The organism is Cobetia sp. PDI-23MA (assembly GCF_059507735.1).
In genome coordinates, this window is sequence record NZ_CM183352.1 from 1573559 (window position 1) to 1594399 (window position 20841).

The following is a 20841-nucleotide window of genomic DNA, read 5'->3' on the forward strand; positions in this document are numbered from 1 at the left end:
GGGCCAACCCGCACGTTGAGGAGAGCATCATGAGCAAGGTTCTGGTGGTAGTGACATCCCACGATACGCTGGGTGACACAGGCAAGAAGACAGGCTTTTGGCTGGAAGAGCTGGCGGCTCCCTATTACGTCATGAAAGACGCCGGTATCGAGGTGACGCTGGCCTCTCCCAAGGGGGGGCAGCCGCCGCTGGACCCGGCAAGCCAAGGCGAGGATTTCCAGACGGATGCCACGCGTCGTTTCGACAAGGATGCCGCAGCTCAGCAGGACCTCGCCACCACCGCCGTGCTGGCAGACATGAAGGTCGAGGATTTCGACGCCATCTTCTACCCGGGCGGCCACGGCCCGCTGTGGGACCTGACCAACGACGCGGACTCCATCCGTCTGATCGAGCAGTTCCATGCGGCCGGGAAGCCGGTCAGCTCCGTCTGTCACGCCCCGGCAGTGCTGCTCAACGCCCGCAAGCCTGACGGCACTCCCTTCGTGGACGGTGTGCGCGTCACCGGCTTCACCAATGGCGAAGAAGAAAGTGTCGGCCTCACCAACGTCGTGCCGTTCCTGGTCGAAGATGCCCTGCAGCAGAAAGGTGGCATCTATGAGAAGAAGGCTGATTTCACCTCCTTCGCGATCCAGGATGGCCTGATCATCACCGGTCAGAATCCGATGTCTTCCGAAGGTGTCGCTGAGCTGCTGATTGACAGCCTCAAGAAGTAAGTCGGGCGAGCTCAGGCTCCATGAAAAACCCCGCGACCGGGTTACCGGTCGCGGGGTTTTCGTGTCAATTGCGCATCGAATGGCAGGATTTACTCCAGAACGGGAGCGCGAGGTGTCAGCCCATGCCTGCCCAGTGGCGTCATCATCGGCTTGCCGGTGACGGGGTCGGGCGAGATGTGACTTTGCATGCCGAAAACGTCTTTCACCATCTCGCGCGTCAGGACTGTCTCGGCGTTGCCATGGGCGTAGATGCGGCCCTCGGATAGTGCGATCAGCTCGTCGGCGTAGCGTGCCGCCAGGTTCAGTTCGTGCAGCACCATCACGATGGTCGTGCCTTTGGCATGGTTGAGATCTGTCAACAGGTCAAGCACTTCCACCTGATGATTGATGTCGAGAAAGGTGGTCGGCTCATCGAGCAACAGGATGTCGGTCTGTTGCGCGAGGGCCATGGCGATCCAGACGCGTTGGCGCTGCCCGCCGGAGAGCTCATCTACCGGGCGCTCCGCCAATGAGGCGGTATCCGTGGCGTTGAGGGCTTCCAGCACGGCGCTATCGTCCTCATGACGCCAGCGCTGAAACAGCTTTTGATGGGGGTGACGCCCGCGACTGACGAGGTCGAGCACGGTGATACCCTCCGGCGCGATCGGTGATTGAGAGAGCAATCCCAATCGCTTTGCCAATTGCCGGGTCGGCAGGCGATGGATCGATTTGCCGTCCAGCAGGACCTCGCCGCGGGCGGGCGTCAGTAGCCGTGAGAGCGTGCGTAGCAATGTTGACTTGCCGCAGGCATTTGCCCCCACGATGGCCGTTGTCTTGCCCGACGCGATGTCGAGATCGATACCGGAAAGGACCGGACGTTCGGCATAGCCAGCCGCGAGGTCTGTCACGCCAAGGCCTGAAGTGCAGGAAGAAGGCTGCGTCATGAGGATGCTCCGCGCTGGTTTTCACGAATCACGAGATAGAGCAGGAAGGGCGCACCGAGCACACCGGTTACCACGCCCACCGGATAGCGGGCGGGCAGCAGAAATTGTCCGATGAAGTCTGCGCCCAGCATCAAGAGCGCACCGATCATCGCTGCTGGCACCAGCACGGAACCCTGATGGTGAAACAGTCGTGTCGCGACAGGGCCGCTCAGGAAGGCCACGAAGGCGACCGGGCCTGCCACGGCAGTGGCGCAGGCCACCAGACCGACAGCGGAAATGATGATGCCCAGGCGAGTCATGGACAGCCGCACGCCTAGCCCGGCTGCCATGTCATCGCCCATGCGCAGGACTTCCAGGCTCCGGCTTAGCAGCAACAGGACGCCCCCCAGCAGGACGAACACGATACCCAGCGGTGTAACCTGGCTCATGGTCACGCTGTTGAGACTGCCCGTCATCCAGCGCAGGGCCTCCTGAAGTGACCAGCTGGGTGCCTGGGTCAATACATAGGCGGTGATGCTCTGCAGCATGGCGCCCAGCCCGATGCCTACCAGAATCAGGCGTGCACCGGCCACGCCATTGCGCCATGACAGTGCGTAGATCAAGCCCGCGACGCCCAGCGCTGCCAGTACCGCGATCACTGACACGGCAGTGCCACTCAGCGACAGCATCACGATGGCGAAGACCGCCGCAGCGCTGGCACCGGCACTGATACCGATGATGTCCGGGCTCGCCAGCGGGTTGCGCAGCAGACTCTGGAAGGCGGCTCCGCCCAGACCAAAACAGCCACCTGCCAGCACCGCGACCAGTGCGCGAGGCAGGCGCAGCTCGCCCACGATGAAGCTTGCACCTGCGACCGGCTCGCCCCACAGCACACGCATTACCGTCAGTGGGGAGATAAAGCTTTGGCCTTGTGCCAGGGTGAGGCTGAAGGCTGTCACCAGGACCGCGAACAGGCACCAGGATTTGCGCCTTCTGGCATCCTGGCGAGATTTACGCAGCACCCGGATATCACGGTGGCCGTATTGGGCGCGTGGGCGCATGGGCGTCAGGTGGGGCCGGTGAGGGTCATCAAGTGATGCGTGCATCACATGCTGCGCCGTCTCATCCTCAGGTTGGGAAGAACGACGAGAAGAAAAGGCAGTCACAGTGATTTCACCTTGTGGCGACGTACGATCCAGAGAAAGACGGGGGCGCCAACCAGCGCTGTCATGATGCCGACATCGAGTTCGGCAGGGCGGGCGATCAGCCGGCCCGCGATATCGGCCGACGTCAGCAACAGCGCCCCGGCCAGCGCCGACAGCGGAACCACCCAGCGGTAATCACTGCCGACTATCAGACGGCAGACATGTGGTACGACAAGGCCGACAAAGGCGATGGGGCCGCATACGGCGGTGATGCCGCCGCAGAGTAGAATCGCCCCCAGCGCCGCCATGAGGCGGACTAGTGCAACGCGCTCGCCGAGCCCGCTGGCCATGTCATCACCGAGCGCGAGCATATTCAGCTTGCGTGCTGAAAGCCCGCAGATCAGCAGACCGCTGATCACGAAGGGCAGGGCAGGGGTGATCTGATCCAGCGTCGCGCCACCCACGCCACCGATCAGCCACGATTGGATCAAGCCTCCGATGTCGGCGCGCGGGAGGATGATGGCCGAGGTCAAGGAACTCAGTGCTGCTGACACGACGGCACCGGATAGCGCCAGTCTCAAAGGGGTGGCGCCACCTCGACCGAGACTGGCGATCAGATAGACCACCACGGCGCTCACGCCTGCCCCGACAATGGCCAGCCATAGATAGTCGCTGGCCAGCTCGATGCCGAACCAGGCGATGCCGATCACCACTGCCAGAGCGGCACCGGCATTCACGCCAAGTAGCCCCGGGTCTGCCAACGGGTTGCGGGTCAATCCCTGCATGGCCGCTCCTGAAACGCCCAGTGCCGCACCGGCCATGATGGCCAGCAGCGTGCGTGGAAGACGGCTGGCGACAGCCGCCTCCGCCATCGTATCGAGAGAGCCATCCAGCAGCCCGGTGATATCAGACCAGCTCGTTGCCCGCGCGCCGAACATCACTGACAACGTCATGACAGCGGCCAACGCCAGCACCAGTCCCAGCGTCCCCAGCCAGCGCCGCTTACGGGAAGCGGCGCGCCCGGTGAGATCAGTCGGCCTTGTTGGCGGCGATGGACAACAGGTCAACATAATCGTCGAGTACCCAGGGAATCGAGAGGGGGGTGGGGTTGGCGGCCGTGCCCATCGGGCCGTTTTCCAGCAACACCACGGCGTCCTGTTGGATGGCCGGCAGGCGTGAGGTCAGCAGGTGTTCGTTGAGGCGGTCAACCAGTGCCTGGCCGCCATAGGTCAGCACGATATCGACATCGGCCAGCTCATCGAGGCGTTCTGCACTGATCTGACCGGCAAAGCGACCCTCGACGGCGGTCTCGGTGACGAACTGTGGCGAGACCATGCCCAGTTCGTGGAAGAAACGCACCCGGGCATCGTTGTCGTTGTAGAAGGCGATGCGGCTCAGATTGGTCGGGTCGATATGGCTGATCACGATGATCGACTTGCCCTGGATCTCCGGGTGACTTGCGACATTCTCGGCAACTTGCGTCTCAAGACGCTCGATCAGCGCTTCGCCCTCGGCGGCCATGCCCATGCCGGCACTGTCGAGGCGAATCATGTCACGCCAGCTGGAAGACCAGCGCGGGCCCGGACGAGCCACGACAGGGGCGATCTTGCTCAGGGTGTTGTAGTCGGCCTCGCTGAGTCCGGAATAGGCGGCGAGAATCACGTCCGGCTCGCTCGCGGCCACGGCCTCGAAGTCGATGCCATCTCCTTCGTCATACAGATTGGCGGCGTCACCCCCCAGTTCGTCCAGTCGTGCCTTGACCCACGGCATCATGCCGTCGCCATCATCATCTCCGAATGCCTGGCGGGGGAAGCCCACCGGCACGACGCCCAGTGCCAACGGCACTTCATGATTGGCCCAGGCGACGGTGGCGATACGTTGGGGCTTCTTCTCGATGACGGTGGTGCCGAAAGCATGCTGGATGGTGAGTGGATACTGGGCTGTTGTCTCGGTGACATCTGAGACAAGCGAGGAGGTGTGGGTGTCAGCCTGTGAAGAGTGTGACTCGTGTGCCTGGGCGGCAGGCATGAAACAAGTGGCCATGACGGCCAGGCCAATGGCGCAGGAAAGTCGCGTGCGTCGCAAGGGAGAATCCTTTTGTGATCGTGTCGCGGTGGATACCGCCATCAAGATGAGACCAGACAGACCCTGTCGGTGAGGGCCTGTCTGGTCGTCGGATACAGAGAAGGTTCGTACAGGAAATGCTCGACTCAGAAGTCGTAGGTCATGCTCAGCAACGCACTACGCGGCGCGCCGTACAGGTACTGGCTGTAGAAGCCCTGCTGCGTGTAGTACTCCTCATCGAAGAGGTTGGACACGTTGAGCTGGGTGCTGAAGTTGTCATTGAAGCGATAGCGCGCCATGGCGTTGGCGAGGAAGACATCGCCCTGGCCGACCTTCTCGCTACCGGTGGGCGTGTCGGCATTGCGATAGGTATCGCCCTGCCAGGTGCCGCCGGCGCCCAGGGTCAGGCGTGACCAGTCACCGGGCAGCTGCCAGGTAGCGTAGACCTTGGCCTGCTGGCGTGGATAGCTGGTATTGAGCTGGGTGCCATCGGAATCCTCGGCATCCACCAGTGCGTAGCTGGCGGAGAGATTGATGCCCGGCGCGACTTCACCGGCCACTTCCAGCTCGAAGCCCTCGACCACGGCACCGTCGGACTCGGTGTAGGCCTGATCGGTGGTGCCGTCGACATAGACGCCCGGAATCTCGACGGCCAGATTGTCCTGCTCGCTGCGGAAGACGGCGAAGGACACGTCTGCGCGGTCATTGAACAGCTCGGCCTTCAGGCCCGCTTCATAGCTGGTGCCTTCCAGCGGATCGAGCAGGGCACCATCGGGGGCGCGTTCGCTCTGGGTGTTGAAGATCTGCGTATAGCTCGTGTAGGCGGTGAGGTTGTCGGTGATATCGACGATCAGGCCGGCATAGGGCGTGAATTCGTCGTTGTACTCATAGCTGCGCTCACCGCGATAGTCCTGGTCGATCTCCCAATCCGTCAGGCGGGCACCGAGGATCAGGTGCACGGGGTCTGCCAGCGAGAAACGCGTGACGGCGTAGAAGCCTTCCTGCTGGGTCTCGGTGTCGTCCGTCAGGCCCCATTCGCCCCATTCGGGCTCGGCCAGTGCCGGGTCGTCACGATCAGTGAAGCTGCCCAGCGCCGGTACACTGCCGGCCGGGGTGCGACTCCAGATCTCGTATTCTTCCTTGAGCTGCATGTAGCCGAAGCCCAGCTGATGCTCACGACCAAACAGCTTGAAGGGCCCCTCGGCGCTCAGGTTGAGGTTCTTCTGGGTGCGATCACCGCGATAGTCGACCAGATAGGAGGTGGTCGGCACTTGACGGTTGCTGTCGTAATAGAGGATGCCGTTGTCACGATCGACATAACCGCCGCGGTAGTTGTAGGTCAGCCCGTAGTTGGCATCGCCATGGCTGTAGGCTGCCGTTGCCTTCCAGCCATTGGCGAAGTAGTGGGTAAGGTCCGCGAAGCCACGCGTGTTTTCGGTGAAGAAGTGCGCCCATTCGGTATTGTTGGCGACTGACTGATCGAAATCGGTGCGCGTGCCATCGGTGTAGTAGAGCGGCACGCCCAGATAGGCGCCGTCCTGGTCGTAGCGCTGATACTCGACGCCGACGTTCAGCTCGGTATCCGGTGTCAGTTCCGCGGCGATCACGCCGTAGAGGGTCTCGCGATCATTCTCCACGTCATCCATGAAGCTGTCGGAGCGGTCCTTGGCGGCCACGAAGCGTACGCCGACCTTGCCGGCGTCATCCAGAGGTGTGCTGACATCCACTACACCACGACGGCGGTCCCAGCTACCCACGGCACCGGTCACGCTGGCGGCGGCTTCATCCAGCGGCTTCTTGCGCACGAAGTTGACGGTGGCGGACGGGTCGCCCACGCCAGTCATCAGGCCGGTGGCGCCGCGGACGACCTCGACACGATCGTAGATGGCGGTATCCCACTCGGCGTCGCCGAAGGGCCAGAAGCCGCTGGTGTTGCTCTGCTGACCATCGAACTGGAAGTTGCGGATGGTATAGCCGCGAGACTGGAAGCTGGCGCGTGTGCCATCGAGACGATTGGAAGACACCCCCGGCAGGCGATTGACGGCTTCCGTGGTGCTGGTCAGCACCTCGTCGTCCATCTGCTGACGGGTCAGAAAGCTGACAGACTGAGGTGTCTCGCGCGGCGACAGTGTCAGGCCATTGGCGCTGGTGCTGGAACCGACCGTATACGCCCGTGTCTCTTCTGTAGTGCCGGTTTGTGCTTCGCCGACGATGGTCATCGACTCCAGTTTTTGCGTCTCGTCCGCGAAGGCGGTGGCGCTGAGGAGTGAGGACGTCGCGAGGGCGATGGAGATAGCGAGTGGCGAGCGTGTAAAACCTGGACGGCGGAGTGAGTGAGCCAAGATTGCGTTCCCTGATTGTTTATAATAATCATTATTATTTACCCGCTGGCGGCACTTTTGTTTTGCGAAATGCCAGACTTTCTTTGCGGGATGCCAAGAATGAAAATTTCGGGGAACTTCATGAGCTCGGCGTGGTGCTATCGGGCGATGGGGCTGGTCATGTGGTACACCGGAGGAGATGCACTATGTCGCCGCCGTACTGCACGAAATGAAGGCCAAGGGCATCGTCTAGCCGTGACGATCTCCCTTGTAGGAAGATGAAATGCCCGCCATTTGGCGGGCGTTTCTGTTGCGTGGTTTTTTTCTTGAGTCGCGTAGCGCTCGGGTCAGTGACCGCGCGTCAGGCGGGTAGCCAGCCACCAGCCCACCAGCATCGTCACCAGAAAGCCCTCCAATGGCAGATTCATGGCGCTGCTGGAGACGATGGCAGGTCCGGGGCAGTAGCCGCTGGGGCCCCAGCCGATACCGAACAGGGCCGCGCCGAGCAGCAGGCGGCCATCGATATCGCGACGCGTGGGCAGCTGGAAGCGCTCGTCCAGCAGGGGAGTGCCACGCCGCCAGACGAGGTGATAGCCGAGGAAGGTGGTGATGACGGCACCGCCCAGCACGAAGATCAGTGTGGGGTCCCAGTCTCCGGCCACGTCTAGAAAGCCGACCACGCGCGCGGGGGCGGTCATGCCGCTGAGTGTCAGCCCGAGACTGAAGACCAGGCCTGCAAGAAAGCCGATGACCGTTTTCATGGTGACTCCCCCAGCAGATGTTGGCTCACGAACACCGTCAGCATGGCCACAGTCACGAATACCACCGTGGCCACCAGCGAGCGGGGAGAGAGACGCGCGATACCGCAGACACCATGACCACTGGTACAGCCGCCGCCGATGCCTGTTCCGATACCTACCAGCAGACCGGCGAACATCATGCTCAGCATCCCACTGGCGGGATTGCCGATCAGCGCATCCGTGCTTACGGCCACATTGCCCCAGTCAAGATTGAGCAGCAGGAGGAATAGTGGCCCGCTGATCAACCCCAGCACGAAGGCGATACGCCAGCGGCGGTCCGGGCCTGATTCCAGCAGCGCGCCGCGCGTGATGCCACTGATACCGGCGATACGTCCCAGAAAGGCCATCAGCATCACTGCCGAGAGTCCGATGAGGACGCCACCGGCGAGTCCTTTCATGCTGCTTATCATGTCCATGTCGTTCATCCGCGTGTCGCGGTCATCCTGCGGTGCGTCGATGATATGCTCGCGGCTGGTGAGCGCCAACCGGCTGTCTGGCCGGTTGGCTGCACAACAAGGGCGCCGACCTTTCGATGGAGAGCACCGCAGGAGCACCATGAACGAACTGACCCAACGCCTGCGCACCTTTCTCAAGGTGGCGGAGCATCAGAGCTTCAACGTGGCGGCGCGGGAGCTGGATATCGCCAGTTCCACGGCGACGCGTCACGTCAATCATCTGGAGCGCCAGCTGGGCGAGCCATTGCTGGTGCGCACCACGCGCCATGTACGGCTGTCGCCGGCCGGCGAGCGCGCCCTGATCCGCTTTCGCGCCATTCTGGCCGAGGTGGATCAACTGGAGGGTGAGCTTGAGTCGTTGAGTGAGCGGGTCGCGGGGCCGCTGCGCGTCTCGGTGCCGTGGCGCTATTCGCGCCTCTATCTGGCGCCGCTGGTGAGCGAGTTCATGCAGTGCTATCCCGAGGTAGCCCTAGATATCGTCAGCAGTGACCAGCGGGTGGACCTGGTCGAGGACCACTTCGACGTGGCGCTGCGCATCGGCCATCTGGAAGATTCGAGCCTGATCGCGCGCCATATCAGTGACCAGCGCTTCGTCCTGGCTGCCGCGCCGTCCTACCTCGCCGCCCAGCCGCCTATCCATCAGCCGCAGGACCTGGAGCAGCACCGCCTGCTGACCTTCAGCTATACCACTGCCAATCATCACTGGCGGCTGGTGCAAGGCGATCGGGAGCATCGCATCTCGGTGCGCGCTCGCGCGCTGCGCACCAATAATGCCGACATTCTCACCCAGGCGGCGTTTGGGGGCGCCGGCGTGGTAGTACAACCGCTCTGGGCCATTCGGGAAGAGCTGGCAAGTGGCCGCCTGCTGCCGGTGCTGGAGGACTTTCAGGTCACCTCATCGGATTTCGACACCGGTATCCACGTCGTCTTCGCGCGCGAGAATCAGCACAACCCGCGTGTACGTGCCTGGGTCGACTTCCTGCTAGCCCGTAGGGAGCGGCTGTCCTGCTGACAAGCCCTGTGAATGGCACGCAGGAAAACACGAAGGGCCCGGTCTTGAGAGATCGGGCCCTTCGTGTTTCCAGGCTGCGCGCTGGGTACTTACCAGACAGCATCTACCAGGCGGTACCTGCCGAGCTGCGCCCGGCCACTGCTGCTCAGGCAGCCATCAGTAGAGGATATCGCTGCGGATGATGTACTTGGCACCGTCGCGGATCGGCTCGCCGGCATGCACGCAGTGCTGCGGATGCGAGCCATGCGGGAAGCACAGTACGCCCCCCTTGGGCGTGGAGACCGAGACCTTCTGGATATCATCCTGCGACTGGGCCGGCTTGCCGGGGTCGCGACGGCTGACCAGAAACTCGGTGCGCCCGCCGGTATAACCATCGCTCAGGAAGATGAGGAAGGTGTACTGGCTCATCAGGCCCGGATAGGCGTCCTGGACGATCTCGCCATTGATGACGCGGCTGCCCGGCCAGGCGCCATCGGTGTGTGGTTTGAAGAAGTCGCCGGCCTCGTAGCGATAGGTACGAAAGCGCGCATTGATGCCCTTGGCGCCTTCGCCCTGGATCTGCTCGGTCACCAGCGGCGCCGAGCGCTGCCAGATGACCTGATCGACCGCTTCACTGACGACCCAGTTGACGTTGTGGTTGTGGCGTACCGAACGCGGCAGGGAGACGGGCGCATCTTCCTCGAAGCCCATTTCCTCCAGCGCGGCGACGAAGTTGTCGCACTCGGCGGGTGTCAGCACATTGAGCAGCTGGAAGGCCCCCGGGACACCCTCGACTTCCTGACGGACCACCTCTGGTGTCGCGTCGGCCTCGAAGAGATCAGACACGTCGCCGTTGTCGGTCCAGATGGGCAGGGGCGTGGGAGAGAAGCCGCGTTCGTGGCGGACGACATGGAAAGACAAGCTCATGGCAAAGCTCCTGACGGGCAGGTTTTGGAAGATTGCCCGAGAGGCTAGTGCACTGTTGCGGGCAGAAAAAGACGCCGGCCGGCAATTGGTCATTGCACAAATGGCAATAATCAACCGCCGACCGGCGCTCAATGCCCGCCGGAAAGATGCAGGCCGGCAATGGACAGCACGATGACGCCTATGCAGGCCATGCGGCGAAACGAGAAGTGCTCACGCCAGAACAGCACGCCGATGATGGCGCTGACCACGGTGCCGATGCCGGAGAACACGGCATAGGCGATGCCCAGACTGATGGTGTCCATGGCCAGATACAGCAGGCTCAAGGAGGAGCTGAAGCCCAGCGCGACCAGCAACACGCCCATGCGGCGGTGCTGATTGGCGTACTGGTTGAAACCGGTGACGCCGACGACTTCACAGCAGCCGGCGGCGATCAGATAGACCCAATCCATGGCATCACTCCTGGTCATTCACTGAAGGTGGTCTGCGGTATGGCACTCGCGCGAGACTGCTTGTCGGCAGGCGCGCTGGGGGCCGTCTTGAGCACGATGATGCCGATCAGCATCAGCACCACGAAGCCCAGCGTGGACCACTGGAATTCGAGATCGAAGAACAGCAGGTCAGCGACCACTGTCCCCACCGTGCCCAGGCCGACGAAGATGGCGTAGGTGGTGCTGGCGGGCAGTGTCTTGGCGATCTGGGTGACTAGACTCAGGCTGATGATGACCAGCAGCACCGTCAGTACCCATTCCAGCGGACTGTCGGCGGCCTTCAGGCCCGTGGCCCAGCCGATTTCGCACAGGGTCGAGATCAGGAAGTAGAGCGTGATGCGCATGGAGATCGGGCGTCCTTGTGAAGTGTCGGGAAAGTGGGGCGTTCAATCGCCAGCGAAAGACGTGCGTTGCATGAATGCGGGGCTATATGAGTTTTTGAAGATGTTTCGATTCAGGAAAAGGCGGAGGGAGCCCCTCCGCCTGTTGTCCCTCCACCTGCTACCAGCAAGTCGTTGGTGCAGCCTCGTCTGACTCGCGTCCCCGTGAACAGAAGTTCTAGTGAACACAAGCTCTAGTGAACAGTGATAAGAACGCGTCAGGAGGCCAGCGGCGTGGTCGTCGCCTGAGTCGCTGACTCCTCGTCGAGTGGCGTCTCGGCCTCGACCGGCTGGGCCAGATAGGCTTCCAGCGAATCATCCATTGCCTCAAGCCACGGCGTGTGATGCCTGGGCGCCTGGGTGCCGGTCATCAAGGAGCGATAGCCGTGGTCGCGGAAGGTCATGATGTTCTCGTGCTTGTGATGCTCCCACTCGAGGAAGGTGCGATTCACGCCATCGATATCGAAGCTTGGGTAGTCGGTCTCGCTGATCAGCGATTTTACGTAGTCCCCCTGGAAGACGATCATCGCCTCGTCGCTATCCAGCGTTTCCTCACGCTCGCGCCACGCCTGGCTATCGGCTTGCATCGCTGCTTTCGCCGGCAGTGTCTGAGTGCAGAGAATCGCATCGCGTACCCACCAGGCCTGGGCATCGAACATGTTGAAGGTGTACCACTGGTCCTGCATGCCGAGGTAGAAGAGGCGCGGGTTCTCTTCCCACACCACGCCCTTGTAGAGCCCCAGCGGCCACATGCGGTTGGCAGTCTTGAGGCGCAGTGACTCCTCGAGGAACGGGAAATGATGCAGGTAGCCGGTGCACAGGATGATGGCATCGACTCGCTTGTGGCTGCCGTCACTGAAATAGGCGGTATCACGATCGACCTTCACCAGTAGCGGTTTTTCCTCCCAGTTATCCGGCCACTTGAAGCCCATCGGCGCGGTGCGATAGCTGGTGGTGATGCTACGCGCACCGTACTTGTAGCATTGGGAGCCTATGTCTTCGGCGGAATAGCTGCTGCCGAGCAACAGCAGATCCTTGCCCTTGAATTCCAGCGCATCGCGGAAGTCATGCGCATGCAGAATGCGGCCATTGAAGCTCGAGAATCCGGGGAATTCCGGCACATTGGGTGTCGAGAAATGTCCGGAGGCCACGATGACGTGGTCGAACTCTTCGCTGGTCACCAGATCGAGCGACTGATCATGCACACTGACCGTGAATTGCTGGCTGGCATCATCGAAGGTGACCTGGCGCACCGGGCAGCCGAAGCGGATGTACTTGCGCACGCCGGCCTTCTCGACACGTCCCTTGATGTAGTCGAACAGCACGGCGCGCGGCGGATAGGAGGCGATAGGGCGCCCGAAATGTTCTTCAAAGGAGTAGTCGGCGAACTCGAGACACTCCTTGGGACCGTTCGACCACAGGTAGCGATACATGCTGCCGTGAACCGGCTCGCCGTGGGCATCCAGCCCGGTGCGCCAGCTGTAATTCCACAGACCACCCCAGTCATCCTGCTTCTCGTAACAGACAATCTCGGGAATCTCGATGCCCTTGTCGGCGGCGGATTGAAAGGCACGTAACTGAGCCAGGCCACTGGGTCCTGCACCGATGATCGCGATACGTTGGGTCATGGATACCTTCCTGTTCTTGTTGTGTCTTCATGCGTTATCCGGGGCTTCAGGACGTGATGACGTCGTGAAACGCTGACAACGAAACAGGCTAGCGAGATGTGGTCCGGCTGCACATTGCTCGGAAAGGGTAGCCATAAAGGGGTATGCGATATCGATACCATGCCCTGCGAATCATGCAGCATCCTCTGCCAGGCCCGAGGTGTCGACGGCAAAGATGATGCCTTCCACGGCCAGCGGCGTGCCGTCAGGTGAATAGATGCCATGGCCCTTTTCCTGTACCTGGATCACGTCGCCTTCGCGATGGTGAATGCGGTAGGCGAGGGTGAAGGGGGTGCGGGCCTCAAGGGCTGCCTGCACCTGCTCCCACACGCGATCAGCATCTTCGGGATGGATCATCTCCCCGTAGGTGAGGGAGGGATGATCGAGCAGTTGCTGGGGGCTGAGGCCAGTGATGGCCAGGCAGCCGTCACTGATGTACTCCATCGACCAGTGGCGGTTGTTGCGCGCGCGATAGACCATTGCGGGCAGCCCCTTGATCAGCCGTGTCAGGCTGCGCAGGTTGGCGGCGTCGATCTGCTCCTGCTGCACGCGCTCGCTGATGTCATGCACAGTGAGCGTGGCGGGCCAAGGCGATGCCAGCGAAAGTGACTGGCTGCGCACTTCACACCAGCGATAGTGGTGGTCTGCCCCCATGATGCGCAATCGCCAGCAGCCGGGGCGTTCGCGGCGCGAAACGTGGCGGGCGAGCATGTCCCAGCGCGATTGATCCGCGGGGTGCAATGCTTCCCGCAAGCGCTGCGCTGCCGTGCCGTGTCCCTCCGCTCGAGGGGTGGTTGGCGTGTCTTCTCGTGGGCCGCCTGATTCGTGTCCGCTCAGGGCTTGCCAGCCGCGCGAGGCATACAGCAGGGTACTGTCGGCATCCACTACCAGCACGGCATCACTCAGGCCATCGAGAATTGCCTGTGCGCTGAAGGGCGAGGCAGTCGATGCGGTCGAGGCAATCGAGGCGGAGGCGAACTGTTCAAGAAAGCGCATCATCGCAGGCTCTCCTTTTCGGCCCGTGTCATGGCCTCCTTGGCGCTTGTCGCGTCCACGGCGGGCGCTCGGCTGCCATCACTCGCTGGCGTCAGCGGATGGGCGTAGACCCAGGCGGCCAGCTCCAGTCGTGAATGCAGGTTCAGCTTGCGCAGCAGATTCTTGACGTAGACCTTCACCGTGCTGTCACTGATGCCCAGTTCGCGGGCAATCAACTTGTTGCTGAGGCCGCGCCCGATCCATTTGAGGGTATCGCGTTCACGCTCGGTCAGGCCTTCGTACCAGTCAGCTGTCGTGGGCCAGTCAGTTGTCGTGGGTCGGTCGAGCGCGGGGGCCCCGTCGGGCGTGGAGCCACCAGGGGTATTCGCCGCGGCGGGCAGCGCCTCGGCCTGCTTCCGCTCCTGCTCCTGTTTATGTGTATATGCTGGCGAGTGTTCCTCGCGCTGGCGGTGATCCTGCTGCAGGCGTCTGGCCAGCAGCAGCAAGGTCCCTTCTTCCAGCCCCAGCTTGCCGTCGACCACGGCCTGTAGGCGCTCGAGTATGCGTTCGGGGTCGGTGTCCTTCATCAGGTAGCCATCCGCCCCTTGCTGGATGGCATCCAGCAGGTGGCGGCTGTCGTCGGATGCGGTCAGCAGCACTACCTTGAGAGCGGCATCACGCTGCTTGAGATGGCGCATCAGGGTCAGGCCATCAAGCTGCGGCATCTGCCAGTCGACGATCACCAGCTCCGGGGAGAGGGTGGGCAGGGCATCAAGCAGGTCGGTGCCGTCATCGAAGTCGGCCACGATCTCGAACAGGCCACCTTCACTCAAAAGCTCGGCAAGTCCGCGCCGAAACAGCGGATGGTCGTCGACGAGCACGACTCTGGTCGGGGGTGTCGAGGGTGTCTGGTGTGCCGAGTGCATCTGGCGAGTCACGGTCATGTGTCGCGGCGCTCCCAGCTCAGTGTCACGCGGGTACCGCCCTGGCGGGGTTGGGTAATGGCGAAGTCGGCTCCGATCTGGTGTGCGCGATCCTGCATGATGCCCAGTCCGAAATGGGCGGGGGCGATGTCAGCAGGGTCAAAGCCGCAGCCGTTGTCCTCGACGGTCAGCAACACTCGCGCAGCCGGTGGATGCCCAGAGGATTGGTAGAGCAATTGCAGGCGCAGGTGGGTGGCTCGGGCATGGCGCACGCTGTTGGTCATCGCTTCGCGCACGATGAACATCACCTGCAGGGCCTGGGCATCGGGGAGGTGCAGCGACTGGATGCGGTTGTCGAGCTCGAACACCATCCCCGAGCGTGTCTCGAATTCCTCGATCAAGTTGTCCAGCACACAGGCCAGCGGCGCGTCTCCCCAGGTGGCGTGCGCACCGTTGATCAGTTCACGGGTCTGGCGGAAGGCGCGCCGGGCCTGGGTATGCACGTCCTCGGCCAGTGCCTGCACGTCCTGTGGCGCATGACGAGCGGCGCGAGTCAGGCGTGCGCTCTGCATCTGCAGATAACTCAATTCCTGGGCGAGGGTGTCGTGCAGCTCCGCGGCCAGATGTCGGCGTTCGTTCTTCAGTGCCTGCGCCACCGCTGATTTCGTGTCTTCGGCATGACGCGCCTGTTGCTGCTGATGCAGTGCCAGGCCACGGCTCAGGGTATCGATGACGTCGCTCGCCAGCCCTGACTCGATGGCTGCGGCTGTCGGCTCTCCAAGCCACAACCAGTCATCGCCCGTCGCCCCTCTGCCCGTCTCCCCTCTATCAGTGGCGTCCGTGAGGGCGATCAGCACGCCACCTGGCGTGCCGTCCATGTCAGACACCTGCTGTCGGGCGTCGGGATCGCGACCGCGACTGATATCCCTGACGACTTCCTGCAATCTCTCACGCGTAGCGACTGGCAGGGCGAGGCCAATAGGGGAAATCACCTCATGGGTCGCCTGACCGAGGGCGCGAAGCACGACACAGAGTTCGCCAGTCGCGAAGCGAGCCGCACCGCTGTCAAGACAGCCGTTCAGCATGTCCAGCAGCTCTCTCAGCACGGATGGCAACGCTTCCTTGAGGTCAGCGCAGGTAGCGATGTGCAAGGTGATGGCATCGAGGTGGTGCCTGTCACGCAGATCAGGCGGCGGGATGGTAGCAGGATGAACGGGAGGCTCGGCACTGGCGGGACAGACTTGTGCGCGCTGGGCTTCAAGGCGATGGGCTATCCCTTGCAATGCAGGCGCCTTGCCTGCCTTCGATGCGCCGAGACTGAGTGCCATGCGAGTTCCTCTGTCGTTTCGCCGCCCCTGCGGCGCGCCCTGATTCGAGTGTCACACCAGCAAGCTTCATGCCAGTGAACGGCTTACCCCTTCATGGGTACCTCTCTTGATGGATTGTCGGCGCCTCTACTGTGAGTAAATTTAATTAACCATGAAGAACGTGGTGCGTCACAGAAGGGGGCATGCACCATCCAGGTACATCGGGGAGCTGCTTCGCCCCATCACGTGTGCAACGCCGAACCCACTTGCCATGACAACAAGAGGTATCACCACGATGGAGCTTGCAGTCGAGATACCCGCTGCCACGCCGTGCCAGCCGTATCGTTACCGAATACCCGGGCTGGATGCGCTGGCGCTGGAGCTGTCGCCGGGAGACAGCGTGCAGGTGTCATCTGCCGATGGGGCCCAGGCCTGCGAGTGGCTGCTATTGCCGCCAGGGGGGCGGGAGGGACAGAGCAGTGAGGCTGGAGAAGCAGACGCTGGAAAGGCTTCAGATACCGTCGATGCAGTGAGACTCGCGCGCTACGCCAGCATCACCTGTCTGGAAGAACATGCCTTTGCCAGCCAGCCACAAGAGGGAGAAGAGGGTGGGGCCGAGCAGGCACGAAGCCCGTTCACCCAGCAGCGTCTGGCAGCGCTGGGAGTCGCGCAGGTGCCATTGTCACAGTGGCAGAGCCTGTCAGCCGCCGGGTTGCCGGCCGAGATTCGCTGGCCGCGTGAAGCGCCAGCCGCGCGCCTGATTCTGCTGGCCCCCGGCAATGACATGTTGCTAGATGGCAAGCATCTGGCCACTGAGCTTGAGGTCGCGCACTTCTGCGAGGGGCTGGTGGGTCAGGAGCAGCTGCCAGTGCCATTGGCGCCGATCAAGCAGGAGGTCAGGGTCTCGTCAGGCACGGCTCAGGTCTATGAAGTCAAGAAGGGCGAGTGGATCCAGATCATCGATGTCGCCGGTCGTCAGTGTTCCGACTTCGTGGCCTTCGATGCCAATGCCTGGGCACAGGGCGAGGAGCTGGGACTGGATGGCGGTGCCACGCGCAGCCTGTCCGGCCATTGCATGCCAAATCCGGGGCTTTATTCAGTGTTCTTCGATCAGCACATGCACCCGATGCTGGAGGTGGTACAGGACACGGTGGGCCGCCATGACAGCTTCATGCTTGCCTGTTCGCCGCAGTATTACGAACACCACGGCTACTTCGGCCACGATAGCTGCACGATCAATTTCAACAACGCCCTGTCGGCGTCGCATGGCATTCAACAGCGTGCCAGCTGGCCGGCGATCAACTTCTTCTTCAATGCCTATGTAGAGCCTTGCGGCACCCTGGCGGTGGATGAGCCCTGGTCGCGCCCCGGCGACTACGTGCTGCTGCGCGCCGACCGTGACCTCATCTGCGCCTCATCGGCCTGTCCGGATGACATCGACGCCGCCAACGGCTGGGTACCGACCGATATCCAGGTGCGCATCTACGCCGCTGAACATGATTTCCCCCGTGGGATCGCCTATCGCAATCGGCCCGAGGAATTGCCGCGCATGACACTGCCCACCGCCTTTCATCCCTGCACCTCCGCCTTGACCAAGCAGTTCATCGACTACCACGGCTACTGGCTGGCCACGCATTACGAAGGGTGGGGTGCGCGGGCCGAATATCTGGCCTGCCGCGAGCGGGTCGCGATGATGGATCTCTCGGCGCTGCGCAAGTTCGAGGTCGCCGGCCCCGATGCCGAACGCCTGCTGCAATACGCATTGACCCGCAATGTACGACGGCTCTCCATCGGCGAGGTGGTGTACTCGGCCATGTGTCAGGAAACCGGCGGCATGCTCGATGACGGCACCTTGTTCCGCATGGGCGAACAGACCTTCCGCTGGATCTGCGGTGACCCGGCCAGCGGCCAGTGGCTCAGGGAGCTTGCCCAGCGCCAGGGCTATCGCGTCACGGTGCGTGACTCCACCCATCAGCTGCACAACATCGCGCTGCAGGGACCGAAGAGTCGTGAGGTGCTGGCGCCGTTGATCTGGAATGCGCGCACCCAGCCTGAGGTGGAAACGCTGGGCTGGTTCCGCTTCATGATCGGTCGTCTGTCGGGACCGGATGGCATCCCGCTGATGGTGTCGCGCACCGGCTATACCGGTGAGCTCGGCTATGAAGTCTGGTGTCATCCCAAGGATGCCCCGGCCGTATGGGAAGCGATCTGGGCGGCGGGTGAGCCCCATGGCATCGCGCCGCTGGGACTGGATGCCCTCGACATGCTGAGAATCGAGGCGGGGCTGATCTTCGCCGGTCATGAATTCTGCCCGCAGACCTCCCCCTATGAGGCGGGCATCGGCTTCACCGTGCCGATGAAGAGCAAGGAGGATGACTTCGTCGGGCGGGCAGCGCTGCAACGCGAGGCGCCGGAATCACGGCATCGCGTGATGGGTCTGAAGATGCACAGCAGCGAGTTGGTCAGCCACGGCGATCTCGTCTATCACGGCCGCTATCCGGTGGGCGTGGTCACCAGTGCCACCCAGTCGCCGCTGCTCGATCGCTCCATCGCGATGTGCCGCCTGGCACCGGACTTCGCAAGCCCGGGAACCCAGCTTGAGATCGGCCAGCTGGATGGCCATCAGAAGCGCCTCGCCGCCGAGGTGGTGACATTGCCCTTCCATGACCCGGAGCGCCTCAAGGTGCGTAGCTGATCTCACTGCCAGGAGGGGAAGCATGAGAGGTGAGTCGCGCGCAATGACTTGCGTATATGCAGCGCCCTGCAAGTCATCTCACGGTGCATGCCGTGGCCGGCATGCCTCAATAACGCCCATCCTCCTCGCAGGGAAGGCTTCATGGGCTTCATATCTGAAGAGGAGTCCTCGGTTTCAAGAATGATGCAGTAAAAACAACGAATTGCTGAGGGTGGCCGATGAGGGTCATCTGGCATGTCGCTTGCTTTATCCAGCAGGTCCCCTTGAAAAACAACAACAACCCCCGGACGGGCAGTGCCGCTTGCACAGTGAGGCGCGCTGATCCACAAGCTCCGGTAAAGGAGAAAAGACGATGGATGAAAAGACGTTGCAAAGCATATTGGATATGCATCAGGCGATGAACATCGAGGTGTTCTATTGGTGGTGTACCGCCATCATGTTCCTGATCCATGCAGGCTTTCTGGCCTATGAGATCGGTGCCTCACGTTCCAAGAATGACTTGGCATCCGGCATGAAGAACGTGCTGACGCTGGCCTCGATCATCCCCGCCTTCTACTTCGTGGGCTGGTGGATCTACAACGCCTTCCCCAACGGGCTGATCCCCATCGAGGCGTCCGCCGCTCTGCCGTGGAGCGCGAGCATGCGTCCGGACGCCGATGACATGGGCACCGGCATCTTCTTCGCCGCCTTTGCCCTGTTCGGCGCGACTACCGGTTCCATCCTGTCGGGGGCGGTGATCGAACGCATCCGCCTGGGGGCCTTCCTGATTCTGGCGGTGATTCTCGGTGCCGGTGTCTGGATCATGGCGGGCGCCTGGGGCTGGCATCCGGATGGCTGGATGCTGCACAAGCTGGGCTACCACGATGTCGGCGCCGCCGGTGTGGTGCACGCCGTGGCCGGCTTCTTCGCGCTGGGGGTGCTGCTCAATCTGGGCGCGCGCATCGGCAAGTACAGTGACGATGGCAAGCCGCAGGTGATCGCGCCGCACAACATGCCGATGACCCTGATCGGCCTGATGCTGATCATCGTCGGTTTCTTCGGCTTCCTCGGCGGCTGCATCATCTTCAACACCGGTGACATCGGCTGGACCACCATCTACGGCAATCGTACCAACCTTTCTGCCTTCGCCTTCAATACCCTGATGGGCTTCGGTGGCGGCGTGATCGGTGCCTATCTGTCCTCGCGTGATCCCTTCTGGACCATGTCCGGTGCGCTGGGCGGCATCATCACCGTCGCGGCGGGGCTGGATCTCTACAACCCGGGCCTGGCCTTCGTGCTGGCGGTCACCGGTGGCGCCCTGATGCCGAAGATCGGCGCACTGCTCGAGAAGCGTGGCCTGGATGACTCCGTCGGCGCCTTCGCGGTGCATGGCTTCTGCGGCTTCTACGGCGTGGTACTGGTGGGCATCTTCGCGGCCGGCTTCCCGAATGTCGGCGAAGGCGTGCCGGACGTCTCCTTCACCGGCCAGCTGACCGGCGCGGTGGTGATGGCGCTGACGGGCTTCATTCCGGGCTGGGGCGTGGCCTATCTGCTCAAGAAGTTCAACCTGCTGCGCGTACCGCCGCATGTCGAAGTACTGGGGCTGGACCTGTTCGAAGTCCCGGCCAAGGCCTACCCGGAGAGCATGGCAACCGAGTCATCTTCGAGTGTGCCGGCACGTTCCGGTGGGGTGGTCGCGGCGCCGATGGACAAGCGCCCGGACATCAGCTGAGCCCTGGTAGCTGAGTCCCGGTGCACCTTCTGAAGGGGCCGGTCTGTCGAGATGATGTCGAGATAAGCGCTGACTGGCCCCGTTATTGCAGTACTGGTAGACCGAACCGATATCCGCTTTCGCAAGGAGTCTTGCAATGGAAACTGTCGATACTGTGGTACACGCAGGCAACTACGCCTTCTTCTTCAGCAACTCTGGTGCCGTGGCGGTGTGCCTGCTGGTCGCCGCTGGCGTCTGCATTGCGCTGAGCGCCAACATCCTGCGCCACGAGAAAGCGTCCTTCGAGAGCAAGAAGACGCCGTGACCCTCCGGGCATCAAGACCGGCATATCAAACGCCGCAGCGCTCAGCGCTGCGGCGTTTTTGATAGGTGCCATT

19 protein-coding genes are annotated in these 20841 nt (G+C 62.4%); 5 read left to right on the forward strand and 14 right to left on the reverse strand.

The features are described from left to right. Window positions 1–29 precede the first annotated feature (29 nt). Window positions 30–713, forward strand: coding sequence for a type 1 glutamine amidotransferase domain-containing protein (locus AC5WNJ_RS06765; RefSeq protein WP_176676848.1), 684 nt, complete (start codon window positions 30–32; stop codon window positions 711–713). Window positions 714–802: 89 nt separating this feature from the next. Here AC5WNJ_RS06765 and AC5WNJ_RS06770 read toward each other — a convergent pair whose 3' ends face one another. The 7 genes from AC5WNJ_RS06770 to AC5WNJ_RS06800 form a co-directional block, all read right to left on the reverse strand. Next, window positions 803–1636, reverse strand: coding sequence for an ABC transporter ATP-binding protein (locus AC5WNJ_RS06770; protein WP_495930791.1), 834 nt, complete (start codon window positions 1634–1636; stop codon window positions 803–805). Further along, window positions 1633–2676 (reverse strand): FecCD family ABC transporter permease, encoded by a 1044-nt coding sequence (locus AC5WNJ_RS06775; protein WP_495930792.1) that lies wholly within the window; start codon window positions 2674–2676, stop codon window positions 1633–1635. Before AC5WNJ_RS06775 ends, AC5WNJ_RS06770 begins: the two co-directional genes overlap by 4 nt. 101 nt (window positions 2677–2777) lie before the next feature. Beyond that, window positions 2778–3713 (reverse strand): FecCD family ABC transporter permease, encoded by a 936-nt coding sequence (locus AC5WNJ_RS06780; protein ID WP_495930793.1) that lies wholly within the window; start codon window positions 3711–3713, stop codon window positions 2778–2780. 76 nt (window positions 3714–3789) lie between these two features. Continuing rightward, window positions 3790–4788: an iron-siderophore ABC transporter substrate-binding protein gene (locus AC5WNJ_RS06785; RefSeq protein ID WP_495930794.1), complete on the reverse strand. Its 999-nt coding sequence runs from the start codon at window positions 4786–4788 to the stop codon at window positions 3790–3792. Window positions 4789–4970: 182 nt separating this feature from the next. Further along, window positions 4971–7166: a TonB-dependent siderophore receptor gene (locus AC5WNJ_RS06790; RefSeq protein WP_495930795.1), complete on the reverse strand. Its 2196-nt coding sequence runs from the start codon at window positions 7164–7166 to the stop codon at window positions 4971–4973. Window positions 7167–7492: 326 nt separating this feature from the next. Further along, window positions 7493–7906 carry a DUF6691 family protein gene (locus AC5WNJ_RS06795; protein WP_495930796.1) on the reverse strand — a complete coding sequence of 138 codons (414 nt, stop codon included), beginning with the start codon at window positions 7904–7906 and terminating at the stop codon, window positions 7493–7495. Further along, window positions 7903–8361, reverse strand: coding sequence for a YeeE/YedE family protein (locus AC5WNJ_RS06800; protein WP_495930797.1), 459 nt, complete (start codon window positions 8359–8361; stop codon window positions 7903–7905). Before AC5WNJ_RS06800 ends, AC5WNJ_RS06795 begins: the two co-directional genes overlap by 4 nt. A gap of 139 nt (window positions 8362–8500) precedes the next feature. Between AC5WNJ_RS06800 and AC5WNJ_RS06805 the strand changes: the two genes are divergently transcribed. Beyond that, the gene (locus AC5WNJ_RS06805; RefSeq protein ID WP_495930798.1) at window positions 8501–9412 is read left to right on the forward strand and encodes a LysR family transcriptional regulator; all 912 of its coding nucleotides are present in this window, start codon (window positions 8501–8503) and stop codon (window positions 9410–9412) included. Window positions 9413–9568: 156 nt separating this feature from the next. Here AC5WNJ_RS06805 and AC5WNJ_RS06810 read toward each other — a convergent pair whose 3' ends face one another. From AC5WNJ_RS06810 to AC5WNJ_RS06840, 7 genes are all read right to left on the reverse strand, one after another. Then, complete coding sequence (locus AC5WNJ_RS06810; RefSeq protein WP_495930799.1) at window positions 9569–10318, reverse strand: 2OG-Fe(II) oxygenase family protein; 750 nt, start codon at window positions 10316–10318, stop codon at window positions 9569–9571. 128 nt (window positions 10319–10446) lie between these two features. Then, window positions 10447–10767 (reverse strand): DMT family transporter, encoded by a 321-nt coding sequence (locus AC5WNJ_RS06815; RefSeq protein WP_043332225.1) that lies wholly within the window; start codon window positions 10765–10767, stop codon window positions 10447–10449. Window positions 10768–10781: 14 nt separating this feature from the next. Next, window positions 10782–11150 (reverse strand): DMT family transporter, encoded by a 369-nt coding sequence (locus AC5WNJ_RS06820; RefSeq protein WP_495930800.1) that lies wholly within the window; start codon window positions 11148–11150, stop codon window positions 10782–10784. Window positions 11151–11404: 254 nt separating this feature from the next. After that, on the reverse strand, window positions 11405–12814 hold the full coding sequence (locus AC5WNJ_RS06825) for a trimethylamine monooxygenase (RefSeq protein WP_495930801.1): 1410 nt from the start codon (window positions 12812–12814) through the stop codon (window positions 11405–11407). Window positions 12815–12985: 171 nt separating this feature from the next. Then, complete coding sequence (locus AC5WNJ_RS06830; RefSeq protein WP_495930802.1) at window positions 12986–13852, reverse strand: PAS domain-containing protein; 867 nt, start codon at window positions 13850–13852, stop codon at window positions 12986–12988. After that, window positions 13849–14772 carry a response regulator gene (locus AC5WNJ_RS06835; RefSeq protein ID WP_495930803.1) on the reverse strand — a complete coding sequence of 308 codons (924 nt, stop codon included), beginning with the start codon at window positions 14770–14772 and terminating at the stop codon, window positions 13849–13851. The genes AC5WNJ_RS06830 and AC5WNJ_RS06835 overlap by 4 nt, the downstream gene beginning before the upstream one ends. After that, window positions 14769–16079: a sensor histidine kinase gene (locus tag AC5WNJ_RS06840; RefSeq protein WP_495930804.1), complete on the reverse strand. Its 1311-nt coding sequence runs from the start codon at window positions 16077–16079 to the stop codon at window positions 14769–14771. Before AC5WNJ_RS06840 ends, AC5WNJ_RS06835 begins: the two co-directional genes overlap by 4 nt. Window positions 16080–16353: 274 nt before the next feature. On the opposite strand from AC5WNJ_RS06840, the gene AC5WNJ_RS06845 reads away from it, so the two are divergent. The 3 genes from AC5WNJ_RS06845 (at window position 16354) to AC5WNJ_RS06855 (ending at window position 20768) form a co-directional block, all read left to right on the forward strand. Next, window positions 16354–18753 carry a DUF1989 domain-containing protein gene (locus AC5WNJ_RS06845; RefSeq protein WP_495930805.1) on the forward strand — a complete coding sequence of 800 codons (2400 nt, stop codon included), beginning with the start codon at window positions 16354–16356 and terminating at the stop codon, window positions 18751–18753. 352 nt (window positions 18754–19105) lie between these two features. Then, on the forward strand, window positions 19106–20464 hold the full coding sequence (locus AC5WNJ_RS06850) for an ammonium transporter (RefSeq protein WP_495930806.1): 1359 nt from the start codon (window positions 19106–19108) through the stop codon (window positions 20462–20464). Between the two features lie 136 nt (window positions 20465–20600). Further along, window positions 20601–20768, forward strand: a complete 168-nt coding sequence (locus tag AC5WNJ_RS06855) for a hypothetical protein (protein ID WP_153635554.1) — start codon at window positions 20601–20603, stop codon at window positions 20766–20768. Window positions 20769–20841 lie beyond the last annotated feature (73 nt).

Excerpts from the sequence above, each read along its gene's own strand:
- AC5WNJ_RS06765 (WP_176676848.1), top strand. The coding sequence starts at position 30 with ATGAGCAAGGTTCTGGTGGTAGTGACATCCCACGATACGCTGGGTGAC.
- AC5WNJ_RS06770 (WP_495930791.1), bottom strand. The coding sequence starts at position 1,636 with ATGACGCAGCCTTCTTCCTGCACTTCAGGCCTTGGCGTGACAGACCTC.
- AC5WNJ_RS06775 (WP_495930792.1), bottom strand. The coding sequence starts at position 2,676 with ATGCGCCCACGCGCCCAATACGGCCACCGTGATATCCGGGTGCTGCGT.
- AC5WNJ_RS06780 (WP_495930793.1), bottom strand. The coding sequence starts at position 3,713 with ATGACGTTGTCAGTGATGTTCGGCGCGCGGGCAACGAGCTGGTCTGAT.
- AC5WNJ_RS06785 (WP_495930794.1), bottom strand. The coding sequence starts at position 4,788 with ATGCCTGCCGCCCAGGCACACGAGTCACACTCTTCACAGGCTGACACC.
- AC5WNJ_RS06795 (WP_495930796.1), bottom strand. The coding sequence starts at position 7,906 with ATGAAAACGGTCATCGGCTTTCTTGCAGGCCTGGTCTTCAGTCTCGGG.
- AC5WNJ_RS06800 (WP_495930797.1), bottom strand. The coding sequence starts at position 8,361 with ATGGACATGATAAGCAGCATGAAAGGACTCGCCGGTGGCGTCCTCATC.
- AC5WNJ_RS06805 (WP_495930798.1), top strand. The coding sequence starts at position 8,501 with ATGAACGAACTGACCCAACGCCTGCGCACCTTTCTCAAGGTGGCGGAG.
- AC5WNJ_RS06810 (WP_495930799.1), bottom strand. The coding sequence starts at position 10,318 with ATGAGCTTGTCTTTCCATGTCGTCCGCCACGAACGCGGCTTCTCTCCC.
- AC5WNJ_RS06815 (WP_043332225.1), bottom strand. The coding sequence starts at position 10,767 with ATGGATTGGGTCTATCTGATCGCCGCCGGCTGCTGTGAAGTCGTCGGC.
- AC5WNJ_RS06820 (WP_495930800.1), bottom strand. The coding sequence starts at position 11,150 with ATGCGCATCACGCTCTACTTCCTGATCTCGACCCTGTGCGAAATCGGC.
- AC5WNJ_RS06825 (WP_495930801.1), bottom strand. The coding sequence starts at position 12,814 with ATGACCCAACGTATCGCGATCATCGGTGCAGGACCCAGTGGCCTGGCT.
- AC5WNJ_RS06830 (WP_495930802.1), bottom strand. The coding sequence starts at position 13,852 with ATGATGCGCTTTCTTGAACAGTTCGCCTCCGCCTCGATTGCCTCGACC.
- AC5WNJ_RS06835 (WP_495930803.1), bottom strand. The coding sequence starts at position 14,772 with ATGACCGTGACTCGCCAGATGCACTCGGCACACCAGACACCCTCGACA.
- AC5WNJ_RS06840 (WP_495930804.1), bottom strand. The coding sequence starts at position 16,079 with ATGGCACTCAGTCTCGGCGCATCGAAGGCAGGCAAGGCGCCTGCATTG.
- AC5WNJ_RS06845 (WP_495930805.1), top strand. The coding sequence starts at position 16,354 with ATGGAGCTTGCAGTCGAGATACCCGCTGCCACGCCGTGCCAGCCGTAT.
- AC5WNJ_RS06850 (WP_495930806.1), top strand. The coding sequence starts at position 19,106 with ATGGATGAAAAGACGTTGCAAAGCATATTGGATATGCATCAGGCGATG.
- AC5WNJ_RS06855 (WP_153635554.1), top strand. The coding sequence starts at position 20,601 with ATGGAAACTGTCGATACTGTGGTACACGCAGGCAACTACGCCTTCTTC.